Origin of the sequence: Tepidicella xavieri, assembly GCF_004363315.1 — a bacterium.
GTDB classification, from domain to species: Bacteria; Pseudomonadota; Gammaproteobacteria; order Burkholderiales; family Burkholderiaceae_C; genus Tepidicella; species Tepidicella xavieri.
In genome coordinates, this window is record NZ_SNYL01000002.1 from 150451 (window position 1) to 174729 (window position 24279).

At 65.2% G+C, this 24279-nt stretch carries 24 protein-coding genes; 10 read left to right on the top strand and 14 right to left on the bottom strand.

All coding sequences use genetic code 11. The features are described 5' to 3' along the window. Nucleotides 1-8: 8 nt before the first annotated feature. Nucleotides 9-560 (bottom strand): winged helix DNA-binding protein, encoded by a 552-nt coding sequence (locus DFR43_RS02140; RefSeq protein WP_133595725.1) that lies wholly within the window; start codon nucleotides 558-560, stop codon nucleotides 9-11. 229 nt (nucleotides 561-789) lie between these two features. Here DFR43_RS02140 and DFR43_RS02145 point away from each other — a divergent pair, with 229 nt between their 5' ends. The 8 genes from DFR43_RS02145 to DFR43_RS02180 all read left to right on the top strand — a co-directional run bounded on the left by DFR43_RS02145 (nucleotide 790) and on the right by DFR43_RS02180 (nucleotide 7317). Further along, entirely contained in the window at nucleotides 790-1764 is a 975-nt protein-coding gene (locus DFR43_RS02145; RefSeq protein WP_133595726.1) for a TRAP transporter substrate-binding protein, read from the top strand. Between the two features lie 7 nt (nucleotides 1765-1771). Next, nucleotides 1772-2284, top strand: coding sequence for a TRAP transporter small permease (locus tag DFR43_RS02150; protein ID WP_133595727.1), 513 nt, complete (start codon nucleotides 1772-1774; stop codon nucleotides 2282-2284). Then, entirely contained in the window at nucleotides 2277-3572 is a 1296-nt protein-coding gene (locus DFR43_RS02155) for a TRAP transporter large permease (protein ID WP_133595728.1), read from the top strand. Before DFR43_RS02150 ends, DFR43_RS02155 begins: the two co-directional genes overlap by 8 nt. Before the next feature lie 97 nt (nucleotides 3573-3669). Continuing rightward, nucleotides 3670-4569, top strand: coding sequence for a recombination-associated protein RdgC (locus DFR43_RS02160; protein WP_245988801.1), 900 nt, complete (start codon nucleotides 3670-3672; stop codon nucleotides 4567-4569). A 20-nt stretch (nucleotides 4570-4589) separates the two neighbouring features. Further along, nucleotides 4590-4973, top strand: a complete 384-nt coding sequence (crcB, locus tag DFR43_RS02165; protein ID WP_133595729.1) for a fluoride efflux transporter CrcB — start codon at nucleotides 4590-4592, stop codon at nucleotides 4971-4973. Nucleotides 4974-5266: 293 nt separating this feature from the next. Beyond that, entirely contained in the window at nucleotides 5267-5530 is a 264-nt protein-coding gene (infA, locus tag DFR43_RS02170) for a translation initiation factor IF-1 (protein WP_133595730.1), read from the top strand. A gap of 116 nt (nucleotides 5531-5646) precedes the next feature. Further along, entirely contained in the window at nucleotides 5647-6963 is a 1317-nt protein-coding gene (locus tag DFR43_RS02175; protein WP_211338583.1) for an NAD(P)/FAD-dependent oxidoreductase, read from the top strand. A gap of 15 nt (nucleotides 6964-6978) precedes the next feature. Next, nucleotides 6979-7317: a hypothetical protein gene (locus DFR43_RS02180; protein WP_133595731.1), complete on the top strand. Its 339-nt coding sequence runs from the start codon at nucleotides 6979-6981 to the stop codon at nucleotides 7315-7317. 30 nt (nucleotides 7318-7347) lie between these two features. Here the strand turns inward: DFR43_RS02180 and DFR43_RS02185 are convergent, their stop codons facing one another. The 5 genes from DFR43_RS02185 to DFR43_RS02205 are packed head-to-tail and all read right to left on the bottom strand — an operon-like array spanning nucleotide 7348 to nucleotide 11543. Further along, nucleotides 7348-7650, bottom strand: a complete 303-nt coding sequence (locus tag DFR43_RS02185) for a hypothetical protein (protein ID WP_245988802.1) — start codon at nucleotides 7648-7650, stop codon at nucleotides 7348-7350. A gap of 4 nt (nucleotides 7651-7654) precedes the next feature. After that, entirely contained in the window at nucleotides 7655-7906 is a 252-nt protein-coding gene (thiS, locus tag DFR43_RS02190) for a sulfur carrier protein ThiS (protein WP_133595861.1), read from the bottom strand. 7 nt (nucleotides 7907-7913) lie between these two features. After that, a complete protein-coding gene (locus DFR43_RS02195) occupies nucleotides 7914-9194 on the bottom strand; it encodes an NAD(P)/FAD-dependent oxidoreductase (protein ID WP_133595862.1) in 1281 nt (426 codons plus the stop codon). A 7-nt stretch (nucleotides 9195-9201) separates the two neighbouring features. Then, entirely contained in the window at nucleotides 9202-11049 is a 1848-nt protein-coding gene (locus DFR43_RS02200) for an aldehyde ferredoxin oxidoreductase family protein (protein ID WP_133595733.1), read from the bottom strand. A 17-nt stretch (nucleotides 11050-11066) separates the two neighbouring features. Next, nucleotides 11067-11543, bottom strand: coding sequence for a 4Fe-4S dicluster domain-containing protein (locus tag DFR43_RS02205; RefSeq protein ID WP_133595734.1), 477 nt, complete (start codon nucleotides 11541-11543; stop codon nucleotides 11067-11069). Nucleotides 11544-11711: 168 nt separating this feature from the next. Here DFR43_RS02205 and DFR43_RS02210 point away from each other — a divergent pair, with 168 nt between their 5' ends. Further along, nucleotides 11712-12824, top strand: a complete 1113-nt coding sequence (locus tag DFR43_RS02210) for a helix-turn-helix domain-containing protein (protein WP_245988803.1) — start codon at nucleotides 11712-11714, stop codon at nucleotides 12822-12824. Nucleotides 12825-12879: 55 nt separating this feature from the next. Here the strand turns inward: DFR43_RS02210 and DFR43_RS02215 are convergent, their stop codons facing one another. The 8 genes from DFR43_RS02215 to DFR43_RS02250 all read right to left on the bottom strand — a co-directional run bounded on the left by DFR43_RS02215 (nucleotide 12880) and on the right by DFR43_RS02250 (nucleotide 22315). Next, the gene (locus DFR43_RS02215; RefSeq protein ID WP_133595736.1) at nucleotides 12880-13704 is read right to left on the bottom strand and encodes an ABC transporter substrate-binding protein; all 825 of its coding nucleotides are present in this window, start codon (nucleotides 13702-13704) and stop codon (nucleotides 12880-12882) included. Next, a complete protein-coding gene (locus DFR43_RS02220) occupies nucleotides 13704-14444 on the bottom strand; it encodes an ATP-binding cassette domain-containing protein (protein WP_133595737.1) in 741 nt (246 codons plus the stop codon). Before DFR43_RS02220 ends, DFR43_RS02215 begins: the two co-directional genes overlap by 1 nt. Then, nucleotides 14441-15184 carry an ABC transporter permease gene (locus tag DFR43_RS02225; RefSeq protein WP_133595738.1) on the bottom strand — a complete coding sequence of 248 codons (744 nt, stop codon included), beginning with the start codon at nucleotides 15182-15184 and terminating at the stop codon, nucleotides 14441-14443. The genes DFR43_RS02220 and DFR43_RS02225 overlap by 4 nt, the downstream gene beginning before the upstream one ends. Nucleotides 15185-15223: 39 nt before the next feature. After that, on the bottom strand, nucleotides 15224-16273 hold the full coding sequence (locus tag DFR43_RS02230) for an MBL fold metallo-hydrolase (protein WP_133595739.1): 1050 nt from the start codon (nucleotides 16271-16273) through the stop codon (nucleotides 15224-15226). A 153-nt stretch (nucleotides 16274-16426) separates the two neighbouring features. Then, nucleotides 16427-17650, bottom strand: coding sequence for a bifunctional phosphopantothenoylcysteine decarboxylase/phosphopantothenate--cysteine ligase CoaBC (coaBC, locus tag DFR43_RS02235; protein WP_133595863.1), 1224 nt, complete (start codon nucleotides 17648-17650; stop codon nucleotides 16427-16429). Nucleotides 17651-17682: 32 nt separating this feature from the next. Further along, nucleotides 17683-18582: an amino acid ABC transporter substrate-binding protein gene (locus DFR43_RS02240; protein ID WP_133595740.1), complete on the bottom strand. Its 900-nt coding sequence runs from the start codon at nucleotides 18580-18582 to the stop codon at nucleotides 17683-17685. A gap of 20 nt (nucleotides 18583-18602) precedes the next feature. Continuing rightward, nucleotides 18603-19547, bottom strand: a complete 945-nt coding sequence (locus DFR43_RS02245) for a Bug family tripartite tricarboxylate transporter substrate binding protein (RefSeq protein WP_133595741.1) — start codon at nucleotides 19545-19547, stop codon at nucleotides 18603-18605. Then, a complete protein-coding gene (locus DFR43_RS02250) occupies nucleotides 19544-22315 on the bottom strand; it encodes a putative bifunctional diguanylate cyclase/phosphodiesterase (protein WP_164499685.1) in 2772 nt (923 codons plus the stop codon). Before DFR43_RS02250 ends, DFR43_RS02245 begins: the two co-directional genes overlap by 4 nt. A gap of 232 nt (nucleotides 22316-22547) precedes the next feature. Here DFR43_RS02250 and DFR43_RS02255 point away from each other — a divergent pair, with 232 nt between their 5' ends. Further along, a complete protein-coding gene (locus DFR43_RS02255) occupies nucleotides 22548-24215 on the top strand; it encodes a CTP synthase (RefSeq protein ID WP_133595743.1) in 1668 nt (555 codons plus the stop codon). Nucleotides 24216-24279: the final 64 nt, after the last annotated feature.

Sequence of the window (24279 nt, forward strand, 5' to 3'; positions counted from 1 at the left end):
GAAAAGAGTTACATGGAGGCCGCCGCCCGGGCCGCCTGGTCATACACGCCGGAGAGCACGCGCAGCAGCCGTGCCAGTTCACCGATGTCACGGTTGAGCGCATCATCCGCCTTGAGCGCGTTGATGAGGCAGGCCTCGCGGATCGCCCGGTAACGCTCCACATAGGCCTTGCCGGTGTCGGTGGCGGCATAGGTGACTTCCTTGCCGTTCTTGCTCGACGCCACCACCCCCAACCCTTGCAGCTTCTTGAGCGAGTAGTTGATGAGGTGGGTGTCCTCCACGTTCATGATGAAGCAAATATCGGCCAGCCGCTTGTCGCGGGCGCGATGCGTCACATGGTGCAGCACCAGCACGTCCAGCGGCGTGAGATCCTTCAGACCAGCCGCACTCATGCAATGGACGATCCAGCGGTGGAACGCATTGCCGGCGACGATCAGGCCAAACTCGAACTCGCTCATCTCGGCGCTCTGCGGGGAAACGAGGTGGGCCGAAGACACGATGCGCGGCTTGTCGAGGCTGCCGGCCGCACCAGGCTGGCCTGCGGCACGTGAACGGGGCATGGGCACTTCTCCTGTGCAGGATGACGACGCCGTAGTCTAAGAATTTTTCCAACAAATTGCCAACAATTTATTGACATTTAGGGAAAACACGCATGACACTTTGCACAGGCCACGCGCACAATGGCAACGCCTTGTCGGGCGCCCAGCGCTCTGGCCGGACAGCGGGCCTGGCCCGTCCTTTGCTACGTGTTTCCCGATCTCAACCTTTTGCACCGATTGGAGTCATCACATGAAGCGTCGCCTGTTCACCCTCACCCTGGCCGCCAGTGCACTGGCCTTTGGCAGCCTGGCTCAAGCCCAGACCCGCTGGGACCTCCCCTCGGCCTACCCGGCCTCGAACTTTCACACCGTCAACCTCAACCAGTTCGCGGCCGATATCGATCAAGCCACCGGTGGCAAGCTGAAAATCACGGTACATGCCAATGCCTCGCTGTTCAAGGCGCCGGAGATCAAGCGCGCGGTACAAGGGGGGCAAGCCCAGATCGGTGAAATCCTGCTGGCGGCTTACCAGAACGAGTGGGAGATTTTCGGTGCCGACGGTATCCCCTTCCTGGCCACCGGCTATGACGACGCCTTCCGGCTGTACCAAGCGCAAAAGCCCATTCTGGCCAAAAAGCTCGATGAGCAAGGCATGATGCTGTTGTATGCCGTGGCCTGGCCGCCCCAGGGCATCTACAGCAAGAAGCCGCTGAACAGCGCCGCCGACCTGCGCGGCAGCAAGTGGCGCGCCTACAGCCCGTCCACCACCCGCATCGCCCAACTGGTGGGCGCCCAGCCGGTCACGGTCCAGGCCGCCGAACTGTCGCAGGCGCTGGCCACGGGCGTGGTCGAGGCCAACATGACCTCCGGCGCCACGGGTGTGGACAGCAAGCTCTACGAGCACCTCAAGTACTACTACGACGTGCAGGCCTGGCTGCCCAAGAACGCGGTGATCGTGAACAAACGGGCCTTCAACGCCCTCGACAAGGCAACCCAGGACGCCGTGCTCAAGGCCGCCGCCGATGCCGAGAAGCGCGGCTGGGAAGCCTCGCGCAAGGTCAACACCGACACCCTGGCCACGCTCAAGGCCAACGGCATGGAGGTGCTGCCCCCATCGGCCCAGCTCAAGGCCGACATGGAAAAAGTCGGTGAGACCATGCTCAAGGAATGGCTGGAGAAGGCCGGACCCGAAGGCCAGGCCCTGATGATCGCCTTCCGCAAGTAAACCCGCCATGCGCCGCCTGCTCGACGCCCTGTACCTGAGCGCCGCCTGGCTGGCGGCGCTTTTCATGATCGGCGTGCTGCTGATGGTTCTGCTGTCCATCGCCAGCCGCCTGTTCCACTTCTACGTGCCCGGCACCGATGCCTACGCGGGCTACGCGATGGCCGGCGCCGGCTTCCTCGCGCTGGCGCACACGCTCAAGCGCAACGAACACATCCGCGTCACGCTCATCATTGGCAAGCTACAAGGGCGAGCCCGCCGCGTGCTGGAACTGTGGTCACTGAGCATCGCGGTATTGCTGTCGGGCCTGTTTGCCTTCTATGCCGCTCGGCTGGCCTGGCAGTCCCATCTGTTCAACGATATTTCCACTTCGAGCGACGCCACGCCCCTGTGGATACCCCAGATCACCATGGTGATTGGCACGACCGTGCTGTTCATTGCCTTCCTCGACGAGTGGGTGCTGGAATGGCGCGGCCAGCGCCGCCCTGCGCCCAGCCAGGCCGGAGACCCGCCCCATGAATGAGGCCATCCTCACTTTTGCCCTGATCGTCGCGCTGTTTGCCCTGCTGGGCAGTGGCGTGTGGATCGGCCTCACGCTGGCGGGCGTGGCCTGGATCGGCATGGAACTCTTTTCCTCCCGACCGGCCGGCGACGCCATGGCCATCACCATCTGGGGGGCCTCCAGCAGCTGGACGCTCACGGCCTTGCCGCTGTTCATCTGGATGGGGGAAATCCTGTTCCGCACCAAGCTTTCGGAAAGCATGTTCAAGGGGCTGGCCCCCTGGGTGAACCCGCTGCCGGGGCGCCTGCTGCACACCAATGTGGTGGGCTGCACCATCTTTGCCGCCGTTTCGGGCTCCTCGGCCGCCACCTGCGCCACCGTGGGCAAGATGAGCATCCCCGAGCTGAGCCAGCGCAACTACCCGGCCGACAAGATCATCGGCTCCCTGGGTGGCGCCAGCACGCTGGGCCTGCTGATCCCGCCGTCCATCATCATGATCGTCTATGGCGTGGCGGCAGAGGTGTCGATTGCCAAGCTGTTCATGGCCGGGGTGCTCCCGGGGCTGCTGCTGGGTGGGCTGTTCAGTGGCTACCTCATGGTCTGGGCCTTGCTCAACCCCGACAAGGTCCCCCGCGCCGAAGCCGCTACCACCATTGGCCGCAAGCTGTGGGAATCGCGTCACCTGCTGCCGGTGGTCCTGCTGATCGGCGGCGTGATCGGCTCCATTTACAGCGGCGTGGCCACGGCCACCGAAGCCGCTGCCGTCGGTGTGGTGGGGGCGCTCATTTTGTCGGCCACCCAAGGCTCGCTGAATTGGCGCAGCTTCCGCGATTCACTGCTCGGCGCCACCCGCCTGTACTGCATGATCGCGCTCATCCTGGCGGGCGCAGCCTTCCTCACCCTGTCGATGGGTTACATCGGTCTGCCGCGCCAACTGGCCGAGTTCGTCACCGGGCTGGGCCTGTCCAGCGGCATGCTCATTCTGGCGATTGCGCTGTTCTACATCCTGCTGGGCTGCTTTCTCGACGGCATTTCCATGATCGTGCTGACCATGGGCGTCATCCTGCCGACCATCAGCGGTGCCGGCATCGACCTCATCTGGTTCGGGATCTTTGTGGTCATCGTGGTGGAGATGGCGCAGATCACGCCGCCCGTGGGTTTCAACCTGTTCGTGCTCCAGGGCATGACAGGGCGCGAGATCACCTACATCGCCAAGGTCACCGCCCCCTACTTCGCGCTCATGGCGCTGGCGCTGCTGTTGCTGTGGTGGTTCCCGGGCATTGCCACCTGGCTGCCTTCGCGCATGTGACGCGCTGACACGAGTGCCTGCCCTCCCAGGCATTTCCCGCCTGCCACGGCCCGGCATCCACTAAGATGCCGGGCTCACTACGCCAAGAAGGGAACCCGTGTTCAAGCATGTGATGATCTACCGCATCGGCGCCGGCTGGTCGGCCCCGGTGGAGCAGATGGAAGAAGCGCTGGCCGCCATGCCATTCGAGCCCTGCGGCGCCACGCAAGACCAATCGATGGGCTGGGTGCCGCCCCGCGGCCAGGCGCATGGCGCCCTGGTAGAACTCGTGGGGGGACACCGCATCCTGCGCTTCCAGATCGAGACCAAGGCCGTGCCTGGCTCGGTCATCAAGCGCCACCTCGACGAGCGCGTGGCCCAAATCGAAGCCCAGGAAGGCCGCAAGCCAGGCCGCAAGGAAAGCCGCGAGCTGCGCGACGAAATCGTGCAGACGCTGCTGCCAATGGCCTTTGCCAAAACGGCCAGCGTGATGGTCTGGATGGACTTGCAGGCCGGCCGCCTGATCCTGGACACCAGCAGCCAGGCCCGCGCCGACGCCGTCATCACCGCCCTGGTCAAAGGGCTGGACGGCTTGCAGCTCAGCCCGTTCAACACCCAGATGTCACCCCAAGCCGCCATGACGGCCTGGCTCAGCGGCAGCGCCGACGACTGGCCCGCCCACTTTGCCCCCGGCCGGGAGGTGGAATTGAAGTCGTCCGACGAGCTCAAATCGGTCGTCAAGTTCACCCGCCATCACCTGGATGAGGAACAGATGCGGCTGCACATCAGCCAGGGCAAGCTGCCGACGAAACTCGCGCTCGACTGGGATGGCCGTGTGAGCTTCGTGCTCACGGAAAGCACGGTGCTGAGCAAGATCGCCTTCCTGGACGGTGTGTTCGAAGACAACGCCAGCGCCGAAGACGAAGGCGGCTTCGATGCCGACGCGGCCATTGCCACCGGCGAATTGAGCGCCCTCATCAACGACCTGACGGCCGCCCTGGGTGGCGAACTGCTCTGACGGCGGGTTACACTGCGGCCATGCTCACCGTCGTCGCCATCTGCCTGGGGGCCTGCATCGGCGCCTTGAGTCGCTGGCAGCTCAGTGTCTGGCTCAACCCCGGCCAACTGCTGCCTTGGGGCACACTGACCGCCAACTGGATCGGTGCCTACGCCGTGGGCGTGGCGGTGGTGTTCTTCCAGCAGCACAGCGGGCTCGACCCCACCTGGCGTCTGGCCATCGTCACCGGGCTGCTGGGTGCACTCACCACCTTTTCCACCTTTTCGGTCGAGACGGTGGCCATGCTGCAGAGCGGCCGGGTGAACCTGGCCCTGCTCAACGGGGGCCTGCATCTGTTTGGCTCCCTGACGCTGACGTGGTTGGGCATACTGAGCGCACAATGGTGGTGGTCAAGCCGGCCCTGAGCGGTTAAAATACTTAGGTTGCGGCCCTCTCGCCGTTGCAACCTCTGTTGCATGACTCGCCCTTGACCCTTCCGGGTCATCAGCCCCCTGAAGCGCCTGCCGGTACTTCCGAGGCGTCAGCTTCAATGGCGTGGCGGGCGTTTTTTTTCGTGTGGTTCCCGCTGGCGGCCCATGCCTGCTGCGTGGCATTGGCGTTGCGGCACTAGCCCCGCAGGCCATTGGACCACCCTGTCAACCCCATGCCACTGCCCGCACGACTGGGCAGTGCGCAAACCTTTTTAAAGGAAAGACCCTTGGCCAAAGAAGATCTCATCGAAATGCAGGGCAAGGTGGATGAAGTGTTGCCCGACTCGCGCTACCGCGTCACGCTGGACAACGGCCACACCCTGGTGGCCTACTCGGCCGGCAAGATGAAAAAACACCACATCCGCATCTTGGCAGGCGACAAGGTGTCGCTCGAACTCTCGCCTTACGACCTGACCAAAGGCCGCATCACCTTCCGCCACATCGAGCAGCGCACTGGCGCCGCAGCACCCGCACGCCGAAGCGTCCGCTGAGCCGCACCTCGCCAGGCCCGCTTCTGGGGCGGCCTGGTTTGAGAAAAATCAAAACCATGAGGGTTTCATGGCTGTACATTCACACCCCCAGGAGTATGAATGTCAGGACGCAAGCCATGAAATCCGCCGATCCCCAACGCCGTCGACTGCTGGGCAGTCTGGCCGCCATGCCGCTGGCGGCCTCCCTCAGCGGCGCCAGTCTGCCCGCGCAGGCCCGCACGAAAACCAACGCCCGCATCGTGATCGTGGGCAGTGGGCTGGCGGGCATTGCCGTGGCCAACCGCTTGAGCAAAGGGCTCGATGGCGCACGCATCACCATCGTCGATGGACGCGAAGCGCACTACTACCAGCCGGGATGGACCCTGGTGGCCAGTGGCGTGTGGCCAGCCAGCAAGGTGGTGGACCGCAACGACCGCTACCACCCTGCCGGGGTGGAATGGGTGAAAGACTTTGTGGCCGAGTTCGACCCTGCCGCCAATGCCGTGGTCACCCGCAGCGGGCAGCGCATCGGTTATGACTTTCTGGTGGTGGCCACCGGGGTACAACTCAACTACGGTGCCATCGAAGGCATGGACGTGGCCGCCATCGGGCAAAACGGCCTGGGCTCGGTGTACGCCAGCGTGGATGCCGCAGCCGCCACCTGGTCGGCCATGGACGCTTTCCGTGGCACCGGCGGCCGAGCCGTCATGACGCTGCCGGCCACGCCGCTGAAATGCGCCGGCGCCCCCCTCAAGATGACCTTCATGCTGGCCGACCGACTGCGGCAGGCCGGCACGCTGGCCAACAGCCAAATCACCTTCTATTCCGGCATCGGCGCGGTGTTTGGCGTCAAAGCCGTCAACGACAGCATCCTCCAGCGCTGGAGCGATCTGGGCATCGGCGTGGAATACAACGAGCGGCTCACCGGCATCGACATCGGCAGCCGGCGCGCCACCTTCACCTCGCCCGAAGGGGAAAGCCGCACCGTGGATTACGACTTTATCCACGTGGTGCCCCCCATGAGCGCGCCGGACGTGGTGCGCCAAAGCGATCTGGCCTGGAAAGAAGGTCCCTTTGCCGCTGGCGGCTGGCTGGAGGTGGACGAGCAGACTTTGCGCCATCGCCGCTACCCGAATGTGTTCGGACTGGGCGATGTCAACGGCACTCGCCGCGGCAAGACCGCCGCCACCGTCAAGAAAAGCGCCCCGATGGTGGCCACCAATCTGATCGACGTGATCAACGGGCGGGAGCCGAGCCAGCAATTCGACGGCTACACCTCCTGCCCGCTGATTCTGCGGGAAGGTTCGGCCATGTTGATCGAGTTCGACTACGAAGGCCGGCTCACCCCCACGCTGCCGATGATCGACCCCATGCAGGAAAGCTACTTTGCCTGGGTGATGAAGCACCGCATGCTCAAGCCGGCTTACATCGCCGTGCTCAAAGGCCGCGCCTGACACCAGGAGAGACGCATGTACGAAATCTGGCTTGGACTCAACATCATTTACGAAATCCTGCGCCCCGCGTTCGGGTTTCTCGCCATCGGGGCGCTGGCGTGGCTCGCCCTGCTGGTGGCGGTGTGGCGCTCGCCCGGCGCCCAATGGCGGCGCGCGCTGCCTTCCACCCTCATCCTCGGGGTGTTTGCGGCCATCGTCGTGTTTGTGCTGGCGCCGGCATTGACGGCCTCCAGCCTGAGCGAACTGAAATATTGGGTGGACTGGGCCTTCTTGGGCAGCAGCGCACTGGGGGCTGGGGCCGTGGTGGCCGTGGCTGCCTGGCCGCTGCTGGCTTGGCTGGCACGCCGCGCCTGAGCGCCCGGGGCTGGCCACGCAGCCCCAGGATCAACCGCCACCGCGCTGCAGCACCAGATCAAAGCGCCGCATGAATTGGGCACGCTGCTCGGCGCTCAAGCCCTCGAACCGAAACGCCACCGCCAGGCGCGGCAGCCGGATCGAGCCCATCACGCGGTCTGGCAATGGCTGCCAGCACAGCCGCAACCTGCCATCCGGCCAGCGCACCACGGCGGCCGAGTCGCTGAGCCGCTCCCAGAGGCATGGGCCGATGGCCTGCGGCAGGCGGTCCAGCCACTCGCTCACGCTGCTGGCCATTTCGCGCTCGAACGCCTCGGCGTAAACCGATTGCACCGCTTCAGCCGCCTGCAATCGGGGGCCAAATGGCCAGCACATCGCCTTCGGCGAGCGCACGGCCCGATCGTTCCTGGGGCGGGACGAAATGCCCATTGACCAGCACCAGATGCACCAGCTTCGGAGGCAGGTTGTGGCGCTCGATCACCGCCTGCACAGTGGTGCCGGCTTCCAGATCGAGCTCGACCTGATTGAAGCGGGCGTCTGCAGGCAGGTAGTCGCCCAGGGTGGCAAACAGTTTGAGGGTGACTCGCATCGGGGCATCAACGGCGCCGGGCATCGGCCGGGCCGCTCCAGCGCCCCTGAGCCTGTGCCGTGGCCAGATAAGCTTTCATGAGTTGAGTCGGATCTTGCAGCAGGCGGTCTTTCCACGGACCCAGCCGCACGCGCCCTTCCACCAGGCCGCGCATCACGCCGATGTGCTCGGTCCAGCCCACGCTGTTGCAGCCGACCATGACGTCGCCATCGAACTGTAGGCTGAGCACCCGGTGCCGTTCGGGGTCGTGCCGCTCGACCGATTCGCCGCCAGGCACCCCCTCCCAGTTGCCAAAGCTCGCCGAGATCAGGCCCAGCGTGTCGAGCACGTTGATCTGCGTCACGCCCTTGAGTTCGGCGGGCTTGCCGGCCATGTTCATGGCCGCCACATAGGCCTGATCGGCCGCGTTGGGCTGGATGGCGCTGACGATGGCCTTGCCGCTGACCTTGTCGAAGGCCTCGGCGCAGTCGCCAGCGGCGTAGATGCCGGGCACATTGGTCTGCATGTGCTCGTCGGTGAGCACGCCCAGCAGGCAGGTCACGCCCGAGCCCTCCAGAAAGCCGATGGCCGGGCGCACGCCCGTGGCGCTGATGACCAAATCCACCTCCAGCGCCTCGCCGTTGGACAGGCGCACCCGCAAGGCCTCGCCAGCAGCGCGCTCGATCGCCTCCACCTTGGTGCCGGTGAACACCCGCACGCCCTGCGCTTCGCACCAGGCCCGGATCATGCCGCCGGCCGCCGGCCCCATCATCCGCGGCACCATGCGGTCGCCCATCTCGACCACGGTCAGGGTCACCCCTCGCTGCTTCAGCGCCTCCATGATGATGCAGCCGATGAATCCGGCCCCCATCTGCAGCACGCGGGCCCCGGGGCGGGCCAGCCGCATGATGGCGCGCGCGTCCTCCAGCGTCCAGCAGGGGTGCACCCCCGGCAGGTCCATGCCGGGAATCGGCGGACGGACCGGGTGCGAGCCCGTGGCAATGAGCAGCCGGTCGAAGCCAAGTGTCTGCCCATCGTCCAGCGTGACGGTGCGGGCCGCGGCATCGAGCCGGGTGGCTCGGCCGCGAACGATGTCGATGCGGTGCCGCGCGAAATGGTCGGGTGACTTGCGCAGGTAAGTCCCGGGCTCATCGATGTGGCCGATGAGCAGGTAGGGAATGGCCATGCGCGAATACGGCGGCTGCGGCTCATCGCCCACCAGGGTGATGCGGTCGTTGGGCGCGTGCTTGCGGATCGTCTCGGCCGCGATCACCCCGGCCGGGCCGGCGCCCAGGATCAGGTGATGCATCATGGGCTTACAGACCCAGGCGGGCCTTGGTGGCAGCGGTGGGCCGGCCTTCGGCATCCCAGCCGCGGACTTCGTAGTACTTCGGCAGCATCTCAGGCAGCTTGCTCACCGACCCCTTGCCCGGCCCGGTCTTGGCCGCCTCGGTCAAAAGGCGCTGGGGCAAGGTGTCATCGGCTTTGGTGAAGCCGGCGGCGTTGTTGAATTCCCGCTCCATGTTCCAGATGCGTTCACCAATCAGGTTGAGCTGCTCCATGGTGAACTCATCGCCACAAGCCGCCTGCAGCTGCGGGGCCACATCGGCCAGCGTCCAGGCGAAGCTGGTGAAGATGCAGATGCCGGCCGAGTCGAAGGCCGCGGTCGCGTCCTGAAAGGCCTTGACCAGTTCCGGCTTGCCTTCGGAAGCGGTGGGCTCGGTCTTGACCGGAATGCCCAGCACCTCCGAAGCAATGGTGTAGCCGCGCAGGTGGCAGGCCCCCCGATTGCTGGTGGCGTACGCCAAGCCAATGCCCTGCGCCACACGCCCATCGTAGGCCGGGAACTCCTGCCCTTTGACGCTCATGGACAGTTCTGGGTGCCCGTACTTGGCGGTCAGCCGCTTGGAGCCCAGGCCGATCTCCTTGCCAAAACCCACGCCATTGGCCGTCATGTCGGCCAGCTCGCACAGCGCCCGGGCCGAGCCGAACGGCGCCTCGATGCCGATCTGCTCCTTGGTCAGCACGCCCATTTCATAGAGCTCCATGACGGCGCCTACGGTGGCGCCAAAGCTGATCGGGTCCATGCCCTGCTCGTTGCAGATGAGGTTGGCATACTGCAGGGCCTCCAGATCGTTGACGCCGTTGGCCGCGCCCAGCGCCCAGGCCGCCTCGTACTCCAATCCGCCGCTGGCCCCCCAGTACTGGGGTTTGTTCTGCACGCTGAAATGGGTCTCGTCGATCTTGCTGACGCGCCCGCAGGCAATGGTGCAGCCGAAGCAGGCCTGGTTGGTGACCAGGTGCTTCTTGCCATCGCTGGCACGGGGGGTGAGCATGGCCTCGGCCGAAATGTCCTTGGCGCCTTCGAACTGCACGTCGCGGTGGTTGCGGGTGGGCAGCAGGCCCACTTCGTTGATCACGTTCATCAGCACCTGGGTGCCGTAGGCGGGCAAGCCTTGGCCGGTCACGGCGTTGTCGGCCAACACTTTTTTGGCGGCTTTGGTGGCGGCCATGAAAGCTTTGGGGTCGCGCACATTGCCCACGCCCTTGGTCCCCCGCACCGCAATCGCCTTGAGGTTCTTGCTGCCCATGACGGTGCCCACGCCCGAACGCCCGGCCGCGCGGTGCAAGTCGTTGACCACGGCCGCATAGAGCACCCCGTTTTCACCGGCCTTGCCAATGCTGGAGATGCGCAGCAGCGGGTCTTGCAGGCTGGTTTTGAGGATTTCCTCGGTGTCCCAGACCGACTTGCCCCAGAGGTGCGCGGCATCGCGCAGCTCGGCCACATCGTCGTTGACGTACAGATACACCGGCTGGGGCGATTTGCCTTCGAAGATGATCATGTCCCAGCCCGCCATCTTGAGCTCGGCACCCCAGTAGCCGCCGGAGTTGGAGCAGGCAATGGCCCCGGTCAGCGGCCCTTTGGTGGTGACGGTGTAGCGCCCACCGGTAGAGGCCATGGTGCCGGTCAATGGACCGGTGGCCCAGATGATCTTGTTGTCGGGCGACAGCGGATCGACCTTGGGATCGATTTCGCTGGTGAGGTATTTGGCCGCCAAGCCACGCGAGCCCAGATAGGCGCGGGCCCACTCCATGTTCAGCGGCTCAGGGGTGACGGTGCCGGCCGTCAGATTGACGCGCAGGATTTTTCCAGCCCAAGACATGTCTTTCTCCTTCCGTATCAAGCGGCCGCGGCCTGGTTGCCCAGTTTGTCGGCCCACTGCTTCATGCGGTCCAGGCCGGTCCAGTTGGCGTCGATGAAGGTGATGGCGCCGGTCGGGCAGGCATCGGCGCAGGCCGGCTCGCCGCCGCACAGGTCGCACTTCTGCACCTTGCCGGTTTCCTGCACATAGTTGACGGTGCCGAACGGGCAGGCGATGGTGCAGACCTTGCAGCCCACGCAGGTGGTTTCATTGACCACCTTGGCACCGGTGAGCTTGTCCACCGTGATGGCCTCCACCGGACACGCATGCAGGCACCAGGCTTCGTCACACTGGGTGCAGGTGTAGGGCACCTTCTTGCCCGTGTGGTGGAAGTCGAACACCTTGATGCGCGACTTGGAGGTGGCATAGGTGCCATAGTTCTCGAAAGAGCAGGCCATTTCGCACTGCAAGCAGCCGGTGCATTTGTCCGGGTTGATGTGCAGGACTTTCTGCATGTGTGTCTCCTGTTGTTGGGTAACGACGCGCGTGCGCCTTGCCTAGAAACGGGGATGCCCTTGCATTGTTGGGGTCTTGCGGCGTGGGCCGGATCCGGGTAATCCCTAGTCGGGCTTGCCCGCCTCGACTTATTCTCAAAATGAAACACTGGTGTAATGGGAGGCATGATGCAGGAACTCTCTCAGGCTGGCGGGTCCGAAGCGCATCGGCTGCGTCAGATCGAGCACGCGCGCCAATCGCTGTTGCAAGAGCAGGCGCCCGCCGTGGCCGGATACCTCCCCGGCTGGGTGGAGCGCTCGTGGCGCCGCTGCCTGGCGCGCGGCCTGCAACCCCGCCAGCGCGTGGTGTTCGAGGCCGTTTCGGCCACCGCCATGCGGCAGGCGCTGGACGCCAGCCAACCCCTGCTGCAAGCCGCCGCGCCCGTGATCCGTTCACTGGCCCGGGCCATGGCGCAGACACGCTATTTCGCCATCCTGACCAACGCCGACGGGGTGGTGATCCACGTCAACGGCCCGATCGATCGGCAGGACCCACGCGCCACGGCCATCGCGCGGGTGGGGGTGGATTTGTCAGAAGCCGCCGTGGGCACGACGGCCATCGGCACCACCCTGGCCGAGCAGCAGCCGGTGTGGCTGCACCGGGGCGAGCATTTCTTCGAAGACACCTCGGTGTACAGCTGCGCCGGCGCGCCACTCATCGGCCCCAATGGGCGCTGCATCGGCATGCTGGACCTGACGGGCATCGACGTGCCGGAGCGCCCCGCGCTCAAGCATCTGGTCACCCAATCGGCGCGCAGCATCGAAAATGCGCTCACGCTGGCGCAGCCACACCACCTGTTGCTGCGTCTGCAATGGCCCGGCCGACTGATTGGCGAGGACGGCGATGGCCTGCTGACGGTGGACGCCGACGGCCTGATCACCGGCGCCAACCGCCACGCCATGGAAATGCTGACCCTGCCAGCAGGTGGCGGTTGGCCGCACTGCGATGACGTGTTTGCCGTGCCTTCGGCCAGCTTGTTCGACGCCGCACGCAAGCGCCGTGGCGTGCTGGAGTTGCCCCTATGGTCGGGGTTGCGGATGCAGGTGTGGCCGCTCAGCGCCGTGGAGGCGGCCCCATCGGGGGGGCCACCCACCCCGCATGGTCACGCCGTGCCGCTGCGCGAAGTGGAAACCGCCATGATCCGCAAGGCGGTCGAGGATGCGGGCGGCAACGTCGCCGAGGCCGCCCGGGCGCTGGGCATCAGCCGAGCCACGGTGTATCGCCGGCTGGAACGTCGCTGATGGCCGCGCTTTCTCCTGTGCCGGCCGCGGCCGATCGCTCACCCCTTGCGAGCGCTCAAGACCCCGGGGCGATGGCCACAGGCACGAACACGGTCTGCCCGTCGATACGAAAACGGGCAATCGCGCGCTGCCCCTGGGTGCCGGTCAACCAATCGACAAAGGCCCGGGCTTCGGCCTGCCGCACATGGGGGTGCCGCGCCGGATCGACCCGCAACACGCTGTACGGATTGAGCAAGCGCTCATCCCCCTCCACGAGCACCTCCAGCCCCTGGCGGTTGCGAAAACTCATCCAGGTGGCGCGGTCGGTCAGCACATAGGCGTTGCCCGCCGCGGCGATGTTGAGCGCCTGCCCCATGCCACAGCCGCAAGCGCGGTACCAGCGCCCCGCCGGCCTGCCTGAGCCACCCCAGTGCCAAAACCGCTCCTCGGCCGCGTGGGTGCCGCTGCGGTCGCCACGGGAAACGAACGGCGCCTGGGCCGCGGCCACCCGTTGCAGGGCCTGCACGATGTCAGCGCCACGCGCGCCTGCGGGGTCGGCACGCGGGCCGACGAGCAGGTAATCGTTGCGCATCACTTCACGGCGGTCCAAGGCAAAGCCCTCGGCCACCAAGCGGGCCTCGCCTTGCGGATCGTGGACCAGCAGCACGTCGGCGTCACCGCGGCGTGCCATGTCCAGCGCCTGCCCGGTGCCCAGCGCCACGACCTTGACATCGATCCCGGTGGCCTGCCGAAACTGGGGCAGCAAATACCGCAGCAGGCCGGATTGTTCGGTGGACGTGGTCGATGCCAGCACCAGCGTCTGGGCATGCGCCACTGCGCCCAGCCACAGCAACCACCCGAGAAGCAGCCCCCTGCAACACCACGAATGCGTCAGACGCATCAGCCCACCTCCCCACGCACGAACGCCAGGGCCTGCGGGCTGGTCTGCGCGAGTATGGCTTCGTCAAAAAACCGCTCCACCGGCAAATCGGCCAACAAGCGGCCACCCTCCAAATAAAGCACGCGCTGCGCCAGCCGCTTGACCTGCCCCAGGTTGTGGCTGGCAAAGACGAGGGTCGCGCCGGGTTCGCTGGCAAACACGGCCATGAGCTGTTCAATTTCGCGTTTGGCGTGAGGGTCCAGGCTGGCCGTGGGCTCATCGAGCAGCCACACCTGAGGCCGCAATGCCCAGGCACGGGCAAACGCCAACCGCTGCTGCTGCCCTCCAGACAGGGCCCGCGCCGAGCGGTCTGCCCACGCCTGCAGCCCCACCCGCTCCAAAGCGGCCCAGGCAGGCTGCCGGGTGGCCCGCCAAGGCAGCCCCGCGAGCCACAGGCCGAGCCTGATGTTGTTCAGCGCGCTGCACCTCAGCAAAAAAGGGCGCTGAAACAGCATGGCCTGTCGCCTGCCGGCTTCCACAACACCCGCCTGCCCGCGCGAAGCGGCCTCCACCCGCCCAGCCGCCACGGGCACCAGGCGGTGAAGCGCGCGCAGCAAGGTGCTCTTTCCACTGCCATTGGGGCCGATGACGGCCACCCGCTCACCGGCATGGATGCGCAGTGTCACGCCCTGCAACGCCTGCACCTGGGCCCGGCCACCGAGCCGCACGTCCACGCCTTGCCAGTCGAACACCACCGTCATGCCCCAGCTCCGTGCAAGGGCCGCTCAGCGGCAAACGCGCTGTCCGCCCGCTCCCGCCAGCGGCGCAGCGCCGTGACCAAGGCATTGAGGCCCAACACCACGGCCAGCAGCACAATGCCCAACCCCAGCGCCATGGGCAGGTCGCCCTTGCTGGTTTCCAAGGCGATGGCTGTGGTCATCACGCGGGTATGGCCTTCGATGTTGCCCCCCACCACCATGACGGCCCCCACCTCCGAAATGGCGCGGCCGAAAGCGGCCAGCCAGACGGTCAGCAAGGCGTGCCGCTCGTCCCAGGCCAGCAGGGCCGCTCGGCTGGCCGTGCCCGCCCCCAAAGACGCCAATTGCTCACCGTGCAACCGCTCGGCATCTTCGACCACCTGCCGGGTCAGGGCTGCGGCCACCGGCAACACCAGACAGGTTTGCGCCAACACCATGGCCTGAAAGCTGAACAGCCACCCCAGAAAGCCCAGCGGGCCAGAGCGCGACAGCAGCAGATACACCATCAGCCCCACCACCACGGCAGGCACAGCCAGCGCCGTATTGAGCAGGGTGATGAACACATGCCGCCCCCGAAAGCGCGCCACGCCCAGCCAGGCGCCGGCGATCATGCCCAACGCACCGCCCAACAAAGTGGCCAGCCCACTGACGGCCAACGACCGACCCACCACCGACCACAGTTCCGGGTCCAGAGAGGCTATCAGGCGCAGGGCGGTCAGGGTGCTGGGCGTGATCGTGTCCATCAGGCCATGCATCCTAGCAGAACCGCGCCAGGCCAGGGCTCAGAAGGCGATCTTCTCGGCTTCCAGATAGGCCAGGCTGACGTATTTGCCGATGTTGCTGTCAAAGCCCTGCATGGTGCGGGCGTGACGGGCCACCCGCGGGTCCTTGAGCACGTTGGCGCGCGCCACCTCCACGCCCTGCCCGTCTTCCACCGCCTTGAGGGCAGGCTCGTAAATGCCGGCCATGAACTCGCCGTAATCGCGCAGCAAGGTCCGGCTCGGGCGACCGTGCCCCGGCACCCAGAGCTGGTCGCCAGCGGCCTGCTGCAAGGCTTCGTAGTATTTGAACGTGCCCACATAAGAGCCGTCGTCCATGTTGGCGATGCGGTTGTTCATGGCCACATCCCCCACATAAGTGACACGGTCGGGCAGCACTTCCACACACAGGTCAGACGGCGTGTGGGCGGTGCCGTAGTGGTGCATCCGCAACGTCACCTGCCCAAAGCGGAAGGTCTGCCCATGCTCGACCACCCGGTTGGGCGCCACCACTTTCGTGCCCATCGTTGCCTGGTTGGTCCAGCGCTCCATGAGGCTGCGCCACAGATTGCCTTCAGCGCCACGAATTTGCTCGATGTTGTGCGCCAGGGAGTAAATCGGCAAATCCGGGCCGTACGCATTGACGAAAGCGTGGTTGCCCAACCAGTGATCGCCGTGATAGTGGCTGATGAAAATCGCCACCACCGGCTGCGGGGTGACCTTGCGGATCATGCGAATCGCCATCTCTCCGATTTGCAAAGACCCCCCGCTGTCGAGCACCACCACCCCCGCCCCGGTGACCACAAACACCACATTGGCCATCATGCCCTGGTTTTCCGGCGTGGGGAAGCCGTCCTTGGCATAGATCATCCAGACGTGTTCGGAGAGTCGCTCAGGCTCGATGTCAGGCACGGGCGGGCCCTCGATGAAATCTTGCAACTGCTGCGCAAAGAGCCGCACCTCGGGCATGGCTGCCAGCCCGGCTACCGCGGCCGCGCCGCCTGCGGCCGTCACCAGCCAGCGCCGGCGACTCCAGCCAGCCGCCTGCACCCGCGCCTGCGCTTCGTCTTTCATGCTCACATCCTCCGACAGGCGGCTCGGCCGCCAAAACATCCAAATATTTTTAATGGCTGATTCTTATTCTCCGCGAGCGGGTGCAAGCTGTCAAAACACCGCGCGGTCAGGCCCGGTACGGGATGGCCCTGGCAGAAGGGAAACGGCACACCATCAGACAGGCGGCGCCGCGACGCGGCGGGCGATCTCAGCCACCAGTTGGCGCGCCAAGGCCAGCTTGGGGCCATGCGGCACGGCGCGGCAGCCGTGCTCGTCCACCAGTAGCAAGGCATTGTGGTCCTGCCCGAAGGTGGTCGGCCCGATGTTGCCCACCAGCAAAGGTACGCCTTTGCGCAGCCGCTTGGCCTGGGCATGGGTTTCCAGATCGTGACTTTCGGCGGCAAAGCCCACACAGAACAATTCGCCTCGGCGTGCGCGGTCACTGGCGGCCACCCCAGCCAGGATGTCGGGGTTTTCCACGAAGCTCAGAGTTGGAGGCAGGCCAGAGCCGTCTTTCTTGATTTTCTGTGCGCTGGCCTGAGCCGGCCGCCAGTCGGCCACCGCGGCCGCGGCCACGAACACGGACGCCCGATCCACCTCGGCCTGCACGGCGGCCTGCATCTGCAAGGCCGACTCCACTTGCACCCGCCTGACCCCCCAGGGGGTGGGCAGATGCACCGGCCCGCACACCAGCGTCACTTCGGCACCGGCTTCATGCGCGGCACGCGCAATCGCAAAGCCCATCTTGCCCGATGAGTGGTTGGTGATGCCCCGCACGGGATCGATGGCCTCGAAAGTCGGCCCGGCGGTCACGAGCACCCGATGGCCCATCAGCACTTTGGGTTGAAAATGCGCCACCAGCAAATCCAGCAGTTGATCGGGCTCCAGCATCCGGCCATCACCGACTTCACCGCAAGCCTGGTCCCCCTGCCCCACTGGCAGCACCACGGCCCCATCGGCCTGCAGCTGGGACACGTTGCGCTGCGTGGCGGGGTGGGCCCACATCTCCCGGTTCATGGCGGGGGCCAGGAGCAGGGGTACCCGCTCCAGCGGGCGAGCCAGAGACAGCAGGCTCAACACCTCGTCGGCCCGCCCTTGCGCCAGCTTGGCCATCAGATCGGCGCTGGCCGGCGCAATCAGGATGGCGTCGGCCTCACGCCCCAGGTTGATGTGCGGCATGTGGTTGGACGCGCGGGCATCCCATTGGCTGGTCACCACCGGCCGGCCGCTGAGGGCCTGCATGGTCACCGGGGTGATGAACTGCGTGGCCGCCTCGGTCATCACCACCTGTACCGAAGCCCCTGCCTTGGTCAACAGCCGGCACAGCTCGGCGGACTTGTAGCACGCAATGCCCCCCGAGAGGCCCAGGACGATGTGTTTGCCGGCAAGGTCGTTCATCATGGGCGGGAATGTAACACCCGCCAGCCGCTTCAGCGCAAGGGATAAGCCTCTTTGGGGCGGTCGTTGGGACTGGCCCAGGCCAGGCGGGTGTTTTCATTCAACGGCATGCCCACCCGCACATTGGACGGCGGGATGGGCTGCTCGAACCATTTGGACCACAAACGCGCCATCTCACCGGATCGCATCATCTGCTTGATGGATTCGTCAACGGCTTGCTTGAAGGCTTCGTCACCCTTTCGCAGCATGATGGCAATGGGCTCCAACGACAAGGCTTCTCCCACGATCTTGAAATCGGCAGGGTTACGGGATCGGGCGATGTTGCCGGCGAGGATGGCGCTGTCCATGATGAAGGCATCGGCCCGGCCGGATTCGAGCATGGCAAAGCATTCGCCGTGGTCACGGCACTGCAACTCGGTAAAGCCGAGCCCCAGATCCCTCTGGCGCCGCCGCAACACCTGCACCGACGTGCTGCCCACCGTGGTAACGACAGTCTTGCCATTCAAATGCGCCACCGACTGGATGCCCGAATCCGCCCGCACGGCTATGCGCACCTCTTCGACCATCGTCGTGACGGAAAACGCCACATCGCGCTGGCGCGCCAAGTTGTTCGTGGTGGAGCCGCACTCCAAGTCCACTGTGCCATTTTGCACCATGGTGATGCGGTTGGAGGCGCTGACCAACTGATACCGGATGTCCAGCCGGGGCAGTTCGAGCTTGCGCTGAATGTCTTGCAGCACCCGCTCGCACACCTCCACCTGGAATCCGGCATAACGGCCGTTGCCCAACGCATAGGAAATGGCGCCCGAGCTGTCGCGTACACCCATGACCACCGCGCCCGCGTCACGGATGCGTTGTAGGGTGTCCGCTGGCTGCGCCCAGGACACCGACGCCAAGCACATGCCCCACAGGGCGATCCAGATCGTTTTCATGTCCACTCCGGGCCCGCGGCTCAGCGGGTTTTCAAGGCGTCTTGCAGACGCTTGAACTCTTCGGCCTCGCGCCGCACCACGGCCTTGACCTCCTCGCCACGCATGAACTGAATCGGCTGACGAATCCGGTTGACCGTGACATCGATGAAGCGTGGGTCGCGCGTGGCCGCTTCGAGTGCGGCGGCCAGCGCGTCGATGTGCGATTGCGGCGTATTGACCGGTACCGCGACCACGCGCAGCGACTCGACCGACACCCCGTAACCCAGTTCCTTGAGGGTGGGCGCGTCCGGATAGCCCATGAGCCGACGCTCATCCAAGCTGGCCAGCACGATCATGCGCCCGCTGTCGGTGTAGTCGGTGTGGCTGCCGCCGCTGAACGCCAACCAGGCCTCGCCGGACAACACCATGGGCGCCGATCCAGCGCCGCCCGTGGTCGGCACGATGCGCAGTTCCAGCCCTTCCTTCTGGGCGATGTGTTGAATGATCAGCCGGTCCTGGGTCGCTTGAGTCGCGTACACCTGACCGGGATGGCGCTTGAGCGCCTGCATCATGGAACGCCAGTCTCGAATGCCCGTGCGCTCACCCGTGACGAAGGCCAACTGATTGCGCGAAACCGATGCCACATAAGCGAAGCTGTCCAGATTGAAAGACGTGCTCATGATCAGTGGCGTGAGCGCAAACGATGACGACACGCCGAACTGAAACACATAGCCCCCCTCGGTACTGCTGGCCACCATGGCGGCGGCCGCCCCACCACCGGCACCGGGCACATTGAGCACCGTCACCGGCTGGCCGAGCTTCTCCGACATCACCTTGGCCAGCACGCGGGCCTGGGTGTCGGTACTGCCTCCCTGCGCAAAGCCCACGACCATCGTGAGAGGTCGGGCCGGAAAATCGGCCGCCTGCGCGAGCACGGCCGTGCACCAGGCCACACACGCCAAGCCCCAGCGCATCCATCGACTCATACCACTCTCCTTCGACTCGACGCCTCGTCGATCTGTTGCACCAATTCAGCCAGCGGAACCGGCCGCCCCATCAAAAAACCCTGGAAGCGCCGACATCCGCATTCCAGAAGCCGCTGTCGCTGATGAGGCGTCTCCACGCCCTCGGCCACCACATCGAGTTGCAAAGCCTGCGCCAACGACACGATCGTGCGCACGAAATCCCCCGAACGCGGGTCATCGTCCAGGTCATGCACAAAGCAGCGGTCGATCTTGAGGACATCCAGAGGCAAAGCCTTGAGGTAGGACAAGGAGGAATACCCCGTCCCAAAATCGTCCAGAGAAAACCGCACACCCATGCGTTTGAGCTGCCGCATTTTGTCGATGTCGCTGTCGCGCACGTCCAAAAACAGACTCTCGGTCAACTCCAACGACAGACGCTTGGGATTGCCCCCGGTACGGGCCAGTGCGTCCTGCACCACCTGCACGAAATCAGGCTGCTGGAATTGCTTGACGCTGACGTTGACGGACAACATCAGATGCGCGTATTCAGTGGATCGGCCCCAGCGGGCGAGTGTGCGGCAGGCCTGTTCCAACACCCAAGCGCCCAGCGGGAGAATCAGCCCCGAACGCTCAGCCGCCGGGATGATTTCCCCACCCGAGCGCAAGCCTCCCTCCGGGTGGTTCCAGCGCAGCAGCACCTCGGCCCCAACAATCTCGTCCTGGGCGGACCAGATCGGCTGATAGTGCAGCACGAACTCCTCGTTGGCCAACGCGCGGCGCAGTTCCTGCTCCAGGCCCACGCGCTGCATGGCCACCGCATACATGTCGGGCTGAAACAGGCGCACCGCATTGCGGCCATGCGCCTTGGCCTCGTACATCGCCAGATCGGCCTGCTGCAGCAGTTCTTCCACCGAGAGTGGGTCGCCGCAAAACAGCGTCACCCCGATACTCACCGTGCAATGGTGCTCGCCATCCTCCAGATCGACCGGGCGGCGCAGGCTTTCCAACACCGCCGTAGCCACGCCCATGGCACGGTCCTGGGCTTGCCCGCCCTCTTGCCCGAGGTGCTGCAGCAAAACGACAAACTCATCACCCCCCATGCGAGCCACGCTGTCGCCCTGGCGTACGGCCCGCGTCAGGCGCGAGGCCATCTCCACCAGCAAGCGGTCGCCACTGGCATGCCCCCGGGTGTCGTTGAGTGATTTGAAGTCATCCACGTCCAGATACAGGATGGCCCCGAACTGCAGCGAGACGGCGCTGTCGGCCAAAGCCCGCTCCAGCCGTTCGAGCTGCAAGCGGCGATTGGGCAGCCCGGTCAGGGGATCGAAATAAGCCAGTTGCTGAATGCGTGCCGCATCCGCCTTTTGCTGGCTCACATCGGCCACCGTCACCACGTGGTTCATCACCTCCTGCCGCCGGCCACCCCGGACTTCGCTGATGGCCACCCGAAGCGCCAGTTCAGCCCCATCGCAGCGCAGGCCCGCCACGTCCCCACGCCAGGCGCCCTTGCGCACCAGGCGCTCCAGCACAATGGGCCGCAACGCTTCCTGTCCCTCACCGGCCAGCACCTCCAGCACATCGCGTCCAGGCAAGGTGCGCGCGTCGCAACCGAGCATCTGCGCAAAAGCCCGATTGACCCGAAGGATCTTCAGCGCGCTGTCGGTCACGATCATGCCGTCGGCCGAATCAAACACCGCGGCGGCCACATGCAGATCCTCCACCATGTCCTGCATCGCCGCGCCCACGCGGTTGTATTCATAAATGCCCGTGTCCTGGAAGTGAACGCCGCGCTGCCCGGTCTGCACCGCATGAATGAAGCCCATGAGGCGAGAAATGGCTTTGTCATGGTGCACTTTCACCCAAACGGCAAACAGCATCACCAGCACCAAGAACCCCCCCGACAAGCCCAGCCCGGTAGACAAATGCCCCGTCAGCAAGGCCGTGAGTTGTTCCCTGGACAAGCCAATCTCCAGCCAGATCGGATCGACCAGCCCTTTGAGCTCCAGGGTGAACTCGCGCGCATGCAGACCGCGCAGATCGAAGAAATTCCATAACGCGGCAAACGGATCGGGCGCGTCCACCGGCACGGCCCGGCGAGCAATCAGGATGATGTCGGCCTCGTGCCCGAGCACAAACCAGTCCAACGTGGTATTGGCAAACCACTCGTTGACGAAAGGGCTCTTGTCGCTGAGCGACAGCCCAACGAACAAATACCCCCGGACGCTGAGCGATGCCGGCTCGAACAGCGGCGTCGATTTGATCAACGCATGCCCGGCGGGCAGGCTCTCCAGGCGCCAGCCCCCCACATACTGGATAGGCGAGGTCATGCGGGCCAGCAACGGTTGCAAATCGATGCGGGCGTTGTCGATCACGGGCTTGCCCGTCGGGTCCAACACGAAAAAGATGTCCACGTCACTGCCGACACTGACCTCTTGAAACACCAGCGAAATGTCTGCCGCCATCTCCTCCAAAGGTTGGGCCGGTGCCGACAAGGCAGACAGCGTGCGTCGCGCGGTGGCACTCTGTAGAAAAATCTCCAGCCTCTGCAGCCGGTTGTCGAGCAAGGTCGTCACCGTGACCTTGTGCCGATCGAGGCGACTGTTGATTTCCGCCTGCATGGCGGCACGGGTGGACAGAAAAGAATAGGCCAGACTGGCCACGATCCCGACGACCCCGAGCAAGCCAAAAATGAGCGAGAGCCGCGTCGATAGACTGAACTCCCACCAGCGGCGATGCGGTGCCGCCCGCGTGGGCACAGATGGGGAAGCGGCCGGTTCGGAAGGACTCATGTGCTTGGCCATCGAGCTTGGGTTGGACCCAACGAAATGAACGCCCCGGCCGTCATGCCACCGGCAGCCCGACCCACCGGCACAGACCCCCGCAGACGAAACGCCTTTTCGGCCCATTCTGCGGGAACCCCAGGGTTCGGTCAATGCCTGTTTGCATGCCCCTGGGCATGACAGGCTGCCTTTTATAATCGGCATTTCCTCACCCGCGGGCCCCTGAAGGCTCGCCCGAGTCATGACCAAATTCGTGTTCGTTACCGGCGGCGTGGTGTCCTCACTGGGCAAGGGTATCGCGTCGGCCTCCTTGGCCGCCTTGCTCGAATCGCGCGGCCTCAAAGTCACCCTGATCAAGCTCGACCCCTACCTCAACGTGGACCCGGGCACCATGAGCCCCTTCCAGCACGGCGAGGTGTTCGTGACCGACGATGGCGCCGAAACCGACCTGGACCTCGGCCACTACGAGCGCTTCATCACCACCCGGATGAAGAAAGCCAACAACTTCACCACCGGGCAGATCTACAAATCGGTGCTGGAGAAAGAACGCCGCGGCGACTACCTGGGCAAGACCGTGCAGGTGATTCCCCACGTCACCAACGAAATCCAGGAATTCATCAAACGCGGCGCCGGCGTCGGCACGCCGGATGGGGTGGACGTGGCCATCGTGGAGATCGGCGGCACCGTGGGCGACATCGAATCCCTGCCTTTCCTGGAGGCGGTGCGCCAGCTCAGCCTGCGCCTGGGGCCGAACCAGTCCGCGTTCGTGCATCTGACTTACGTGCCCTACATCGCGGCCGCTGGCGAGCTCAAGACCAAGCCCACCCAGCACACCGTGCAGAAGCTGCGCGAAATCGGCATCCAGCCCGACGCTCTGCTGTGCCGGGCCGACCGCGTCATCCCCGACGAGGAGCGGGAGAAGATTAGCCTCTTTACCAACGTGGCGCAATGGGGCGTGATCTCCATGCCCGACGTGGACACCATTTACAAAGTGCCGCGCGTGTTGCACGAGCAAGGGCTCGATGGCCTCATCTGCGACAAGCTGCGCCTGAACACCCCGCCGGCCAACCTCAAGCGCTGGGACGACCTGGTCCATGAAGTGCAAAACCCGCAGGGCACGGTGCGTATCGCCATGGTGGGCAAGTACGTGGACCTGTCAGACAGCTACAAATCGCTCAACGAGGCCCTGCGCCACGCGGGCATGAAGAACCACGTCAAGGCGGAGATCACCTACATCGACTCCGAGACGCTGGAATCGCAGGACGTGGCCGAGGTGCTCAAGCCTTTCGACGCCATCCTCGTGCCCGGCGGCTTTGGCAAGCGTGGCACCGAAGGCAAAATCGCCGCTGCGCGCTACGCCCGCGAGCACAAGGTGCCCTACCTCGGCATCTGCCTGGGCATGCAGGTGGCCACCATCGAATTCGCCCGCCATGTGGCCGGTCTGGAGGGGGCCAACTCCACCGAATTCGACCCGCACACGCCGCACCCGGTCATCGCCTTGATCGACGAATGGCAAAACGCCGATGGCACCATCCAGAAGCGCGACGCCAACTCCGATCTGGGGGGCACCATGCGGCTCGGCGCCCAGAGTTCCGACGTCATGCCCGGCACGCTGGCCTACGACATCTATGGCCCGGTGGTGACCGAGCGCCACCGCCACCGCTACGAGGCCAACACGCAGTACCTCGACCGGCTGCGCGCCGCTGGCCTGGTGATTTCGGCCATTACCCAGCGCGAGCAGCTCACCGAAATCGTGGAACTGCCCCGGGAACAGCACCCCTGGTTCATGGGCGTGCAGTTCCACCCCGAATTCAAATCCACCCCGTGGGACGGTCATCCGCTGTTCAACGCCTTCGTCAAGGCCGGTCTGGAGCAGCGTCAGCGCAAGGGTGAACGTCCATGCCCCTGACGTTGCCATGCCTGGCCGCCCCGTGCAACCGCACATGCCTGCCCATGCCGGCACAACGGAGACA

Excerpts from the sequence above, each read along its gene's own strand:
- DFR43_RS02250 (WP_164499685.1), bottom strand. The coding sequence starts at position 22,315 with ATGAGTCCTTCCGAACCGGCCGCTTCCCCATCTGTGCCCACGCGGGCG.
- DFR43_RS02175 (WP_211338583.1), top strand. The coding sequence starts at position 5,647 with ATGAAATCCGCCGATCCCCAACGCCGTCGACTGCTGGGCAGTCTGGCC.
- DFR43_RS02225 (WP_133595738.1), bottom strand. The coding sequence starts at position 15,184 with ATGGACACGATCACGCCCAGCACCCTGACCGCCCTGCGCCTGATAGCC.
- DFR43_RS02255 (WP_133595743.1), top strand. The coding sequence starts at position 22,548 with ATGACCAAATTCGTGTTCGTTACCGGCGGCGTGGTGTCCTCACTGGGC.
- DFR43_RS02230 (WP_133595739.1), bottom strand. The coding sequence starts at position 16,273 with ATGAAAGACGAAGCGCAGGCGCGGGTGCAGGCGGCTGGCTGGAGTCGC.
- DFR43_RS02220 (WP_133595737.1), bottom strand. The coding sequence starts at position 14,444 with ATGACGGTGGTGTTCGACTGGCAAGGCGTGGACGTGCGGCTCGGTGGC.
- crcB (WP_133595729.1), top strand. The coding sequence starts at position 4,590 with ATGCTCACCGTCGTCGCCATCTGCCTGGGGGCCTGCATCGGCGCCTTG.
- DFR43_RS02240 (WP_133595740.1), bottom strand. The coding sequence starts at position 18,582 with ATGAAAACGATCTGGATCGCCCTGTGGGGCATGTGCTTGGCGTCGGTG.
- coaBC (WP_133595863.1), bottom strand. The coding sequence starts at position 17,650 with ATGAACGACCTTGCCGGCAAACACATCGTCCTGGGCCTCTCGGGGGGC.
- DFR43_RS02215 (WP_133595736.1), bottom strand. The coding sequence starts at position 13,704 with ATGCGTCTGACGCATTCGTGGTGTTGCAGGGGGCTGCTTCTCGGGTGG.
- DFR43_RS02210 (WP_245988803.1), top strand. The coding sequence starts at position 11,712 with ATGCAGGAACTCTCTCAGGCTGGCGGGTCCGAAGCGCATCGGCTGCGT.
- DFR43_RS02155 (WP_133595728.1), top strand. The coding sequence starts at position 2,277 with ATGAATGAGGCCATCCTCACTTTTGCCCTGATCGTCGCGCTGTTTGCC.
- DFR43_RS02245 (WP_133595741.1), bottom strand. The coding sequence starts at position 19,547 with ATGAGTCGATGGATGCGCTGGGGCTTGGCGTGTGTGGCCTGGTGCACG.
- DFR43_RS02200 (WP_133595733.1), bottom strand. The coding sequence starts at position 11,049 with ATGTCTTGGGCTGGAAAAATCCTGCGCGTCAATCTGACGGCCGGCACC.
- DFR43_RS02140 (WP_133595725.1), bottom strand. The coding sequence starts at position 560 with ATGCCCCGTTCACGTGCCGCAGGCCAGCCTGGTGCGGCCGGCAGCCTC.
- DFR43_RS02150 (WP_133595727.1), top strand. The coding sequence starts at position 1,772 with ATGCGCCGCCTGCTCGACGCCCTGTACCTGAGCGCCGCCTGGCTGGCG.
- DFR43_RS02180 (WP_133595731.1), top strand. The coding sequence starts at position 6,979 with ATGTACGAAATCTGGCTTGGACTCAACATCATTTACGAAATCCTGCGC.
- thiS (WP_133595861.1), bottom strand. The coding sequence starts at position 7,906 with ATGCGAGTCACCCTCAAACTGTTTGCCACCCTGGGCGACTACCTGCCT.
- DFR43_RS02195 (WP_133595862.1), bottom strand. The coding sequence starts at position 9,194 with ATGCATCACCTGATCCTGGGCGCCGGCCCGGCCGGGGTGATCGCGGCC.
- DFR43_RS02205 (WP_133595734.1), bottom strand. The coding sequence starts at position 11,543 with ATGCAGAAAGTCCTGCACATCAACCCGGACAAATGCACCGGCTGCTTG.
- DFR43_RS02145 (WP_133595726.1), top strand. The coding sequence starts at position 790 with ATGAAGCGTCGCCTGTTCACCCTCACCCTGGCCGCCAGTGCACTGGCC.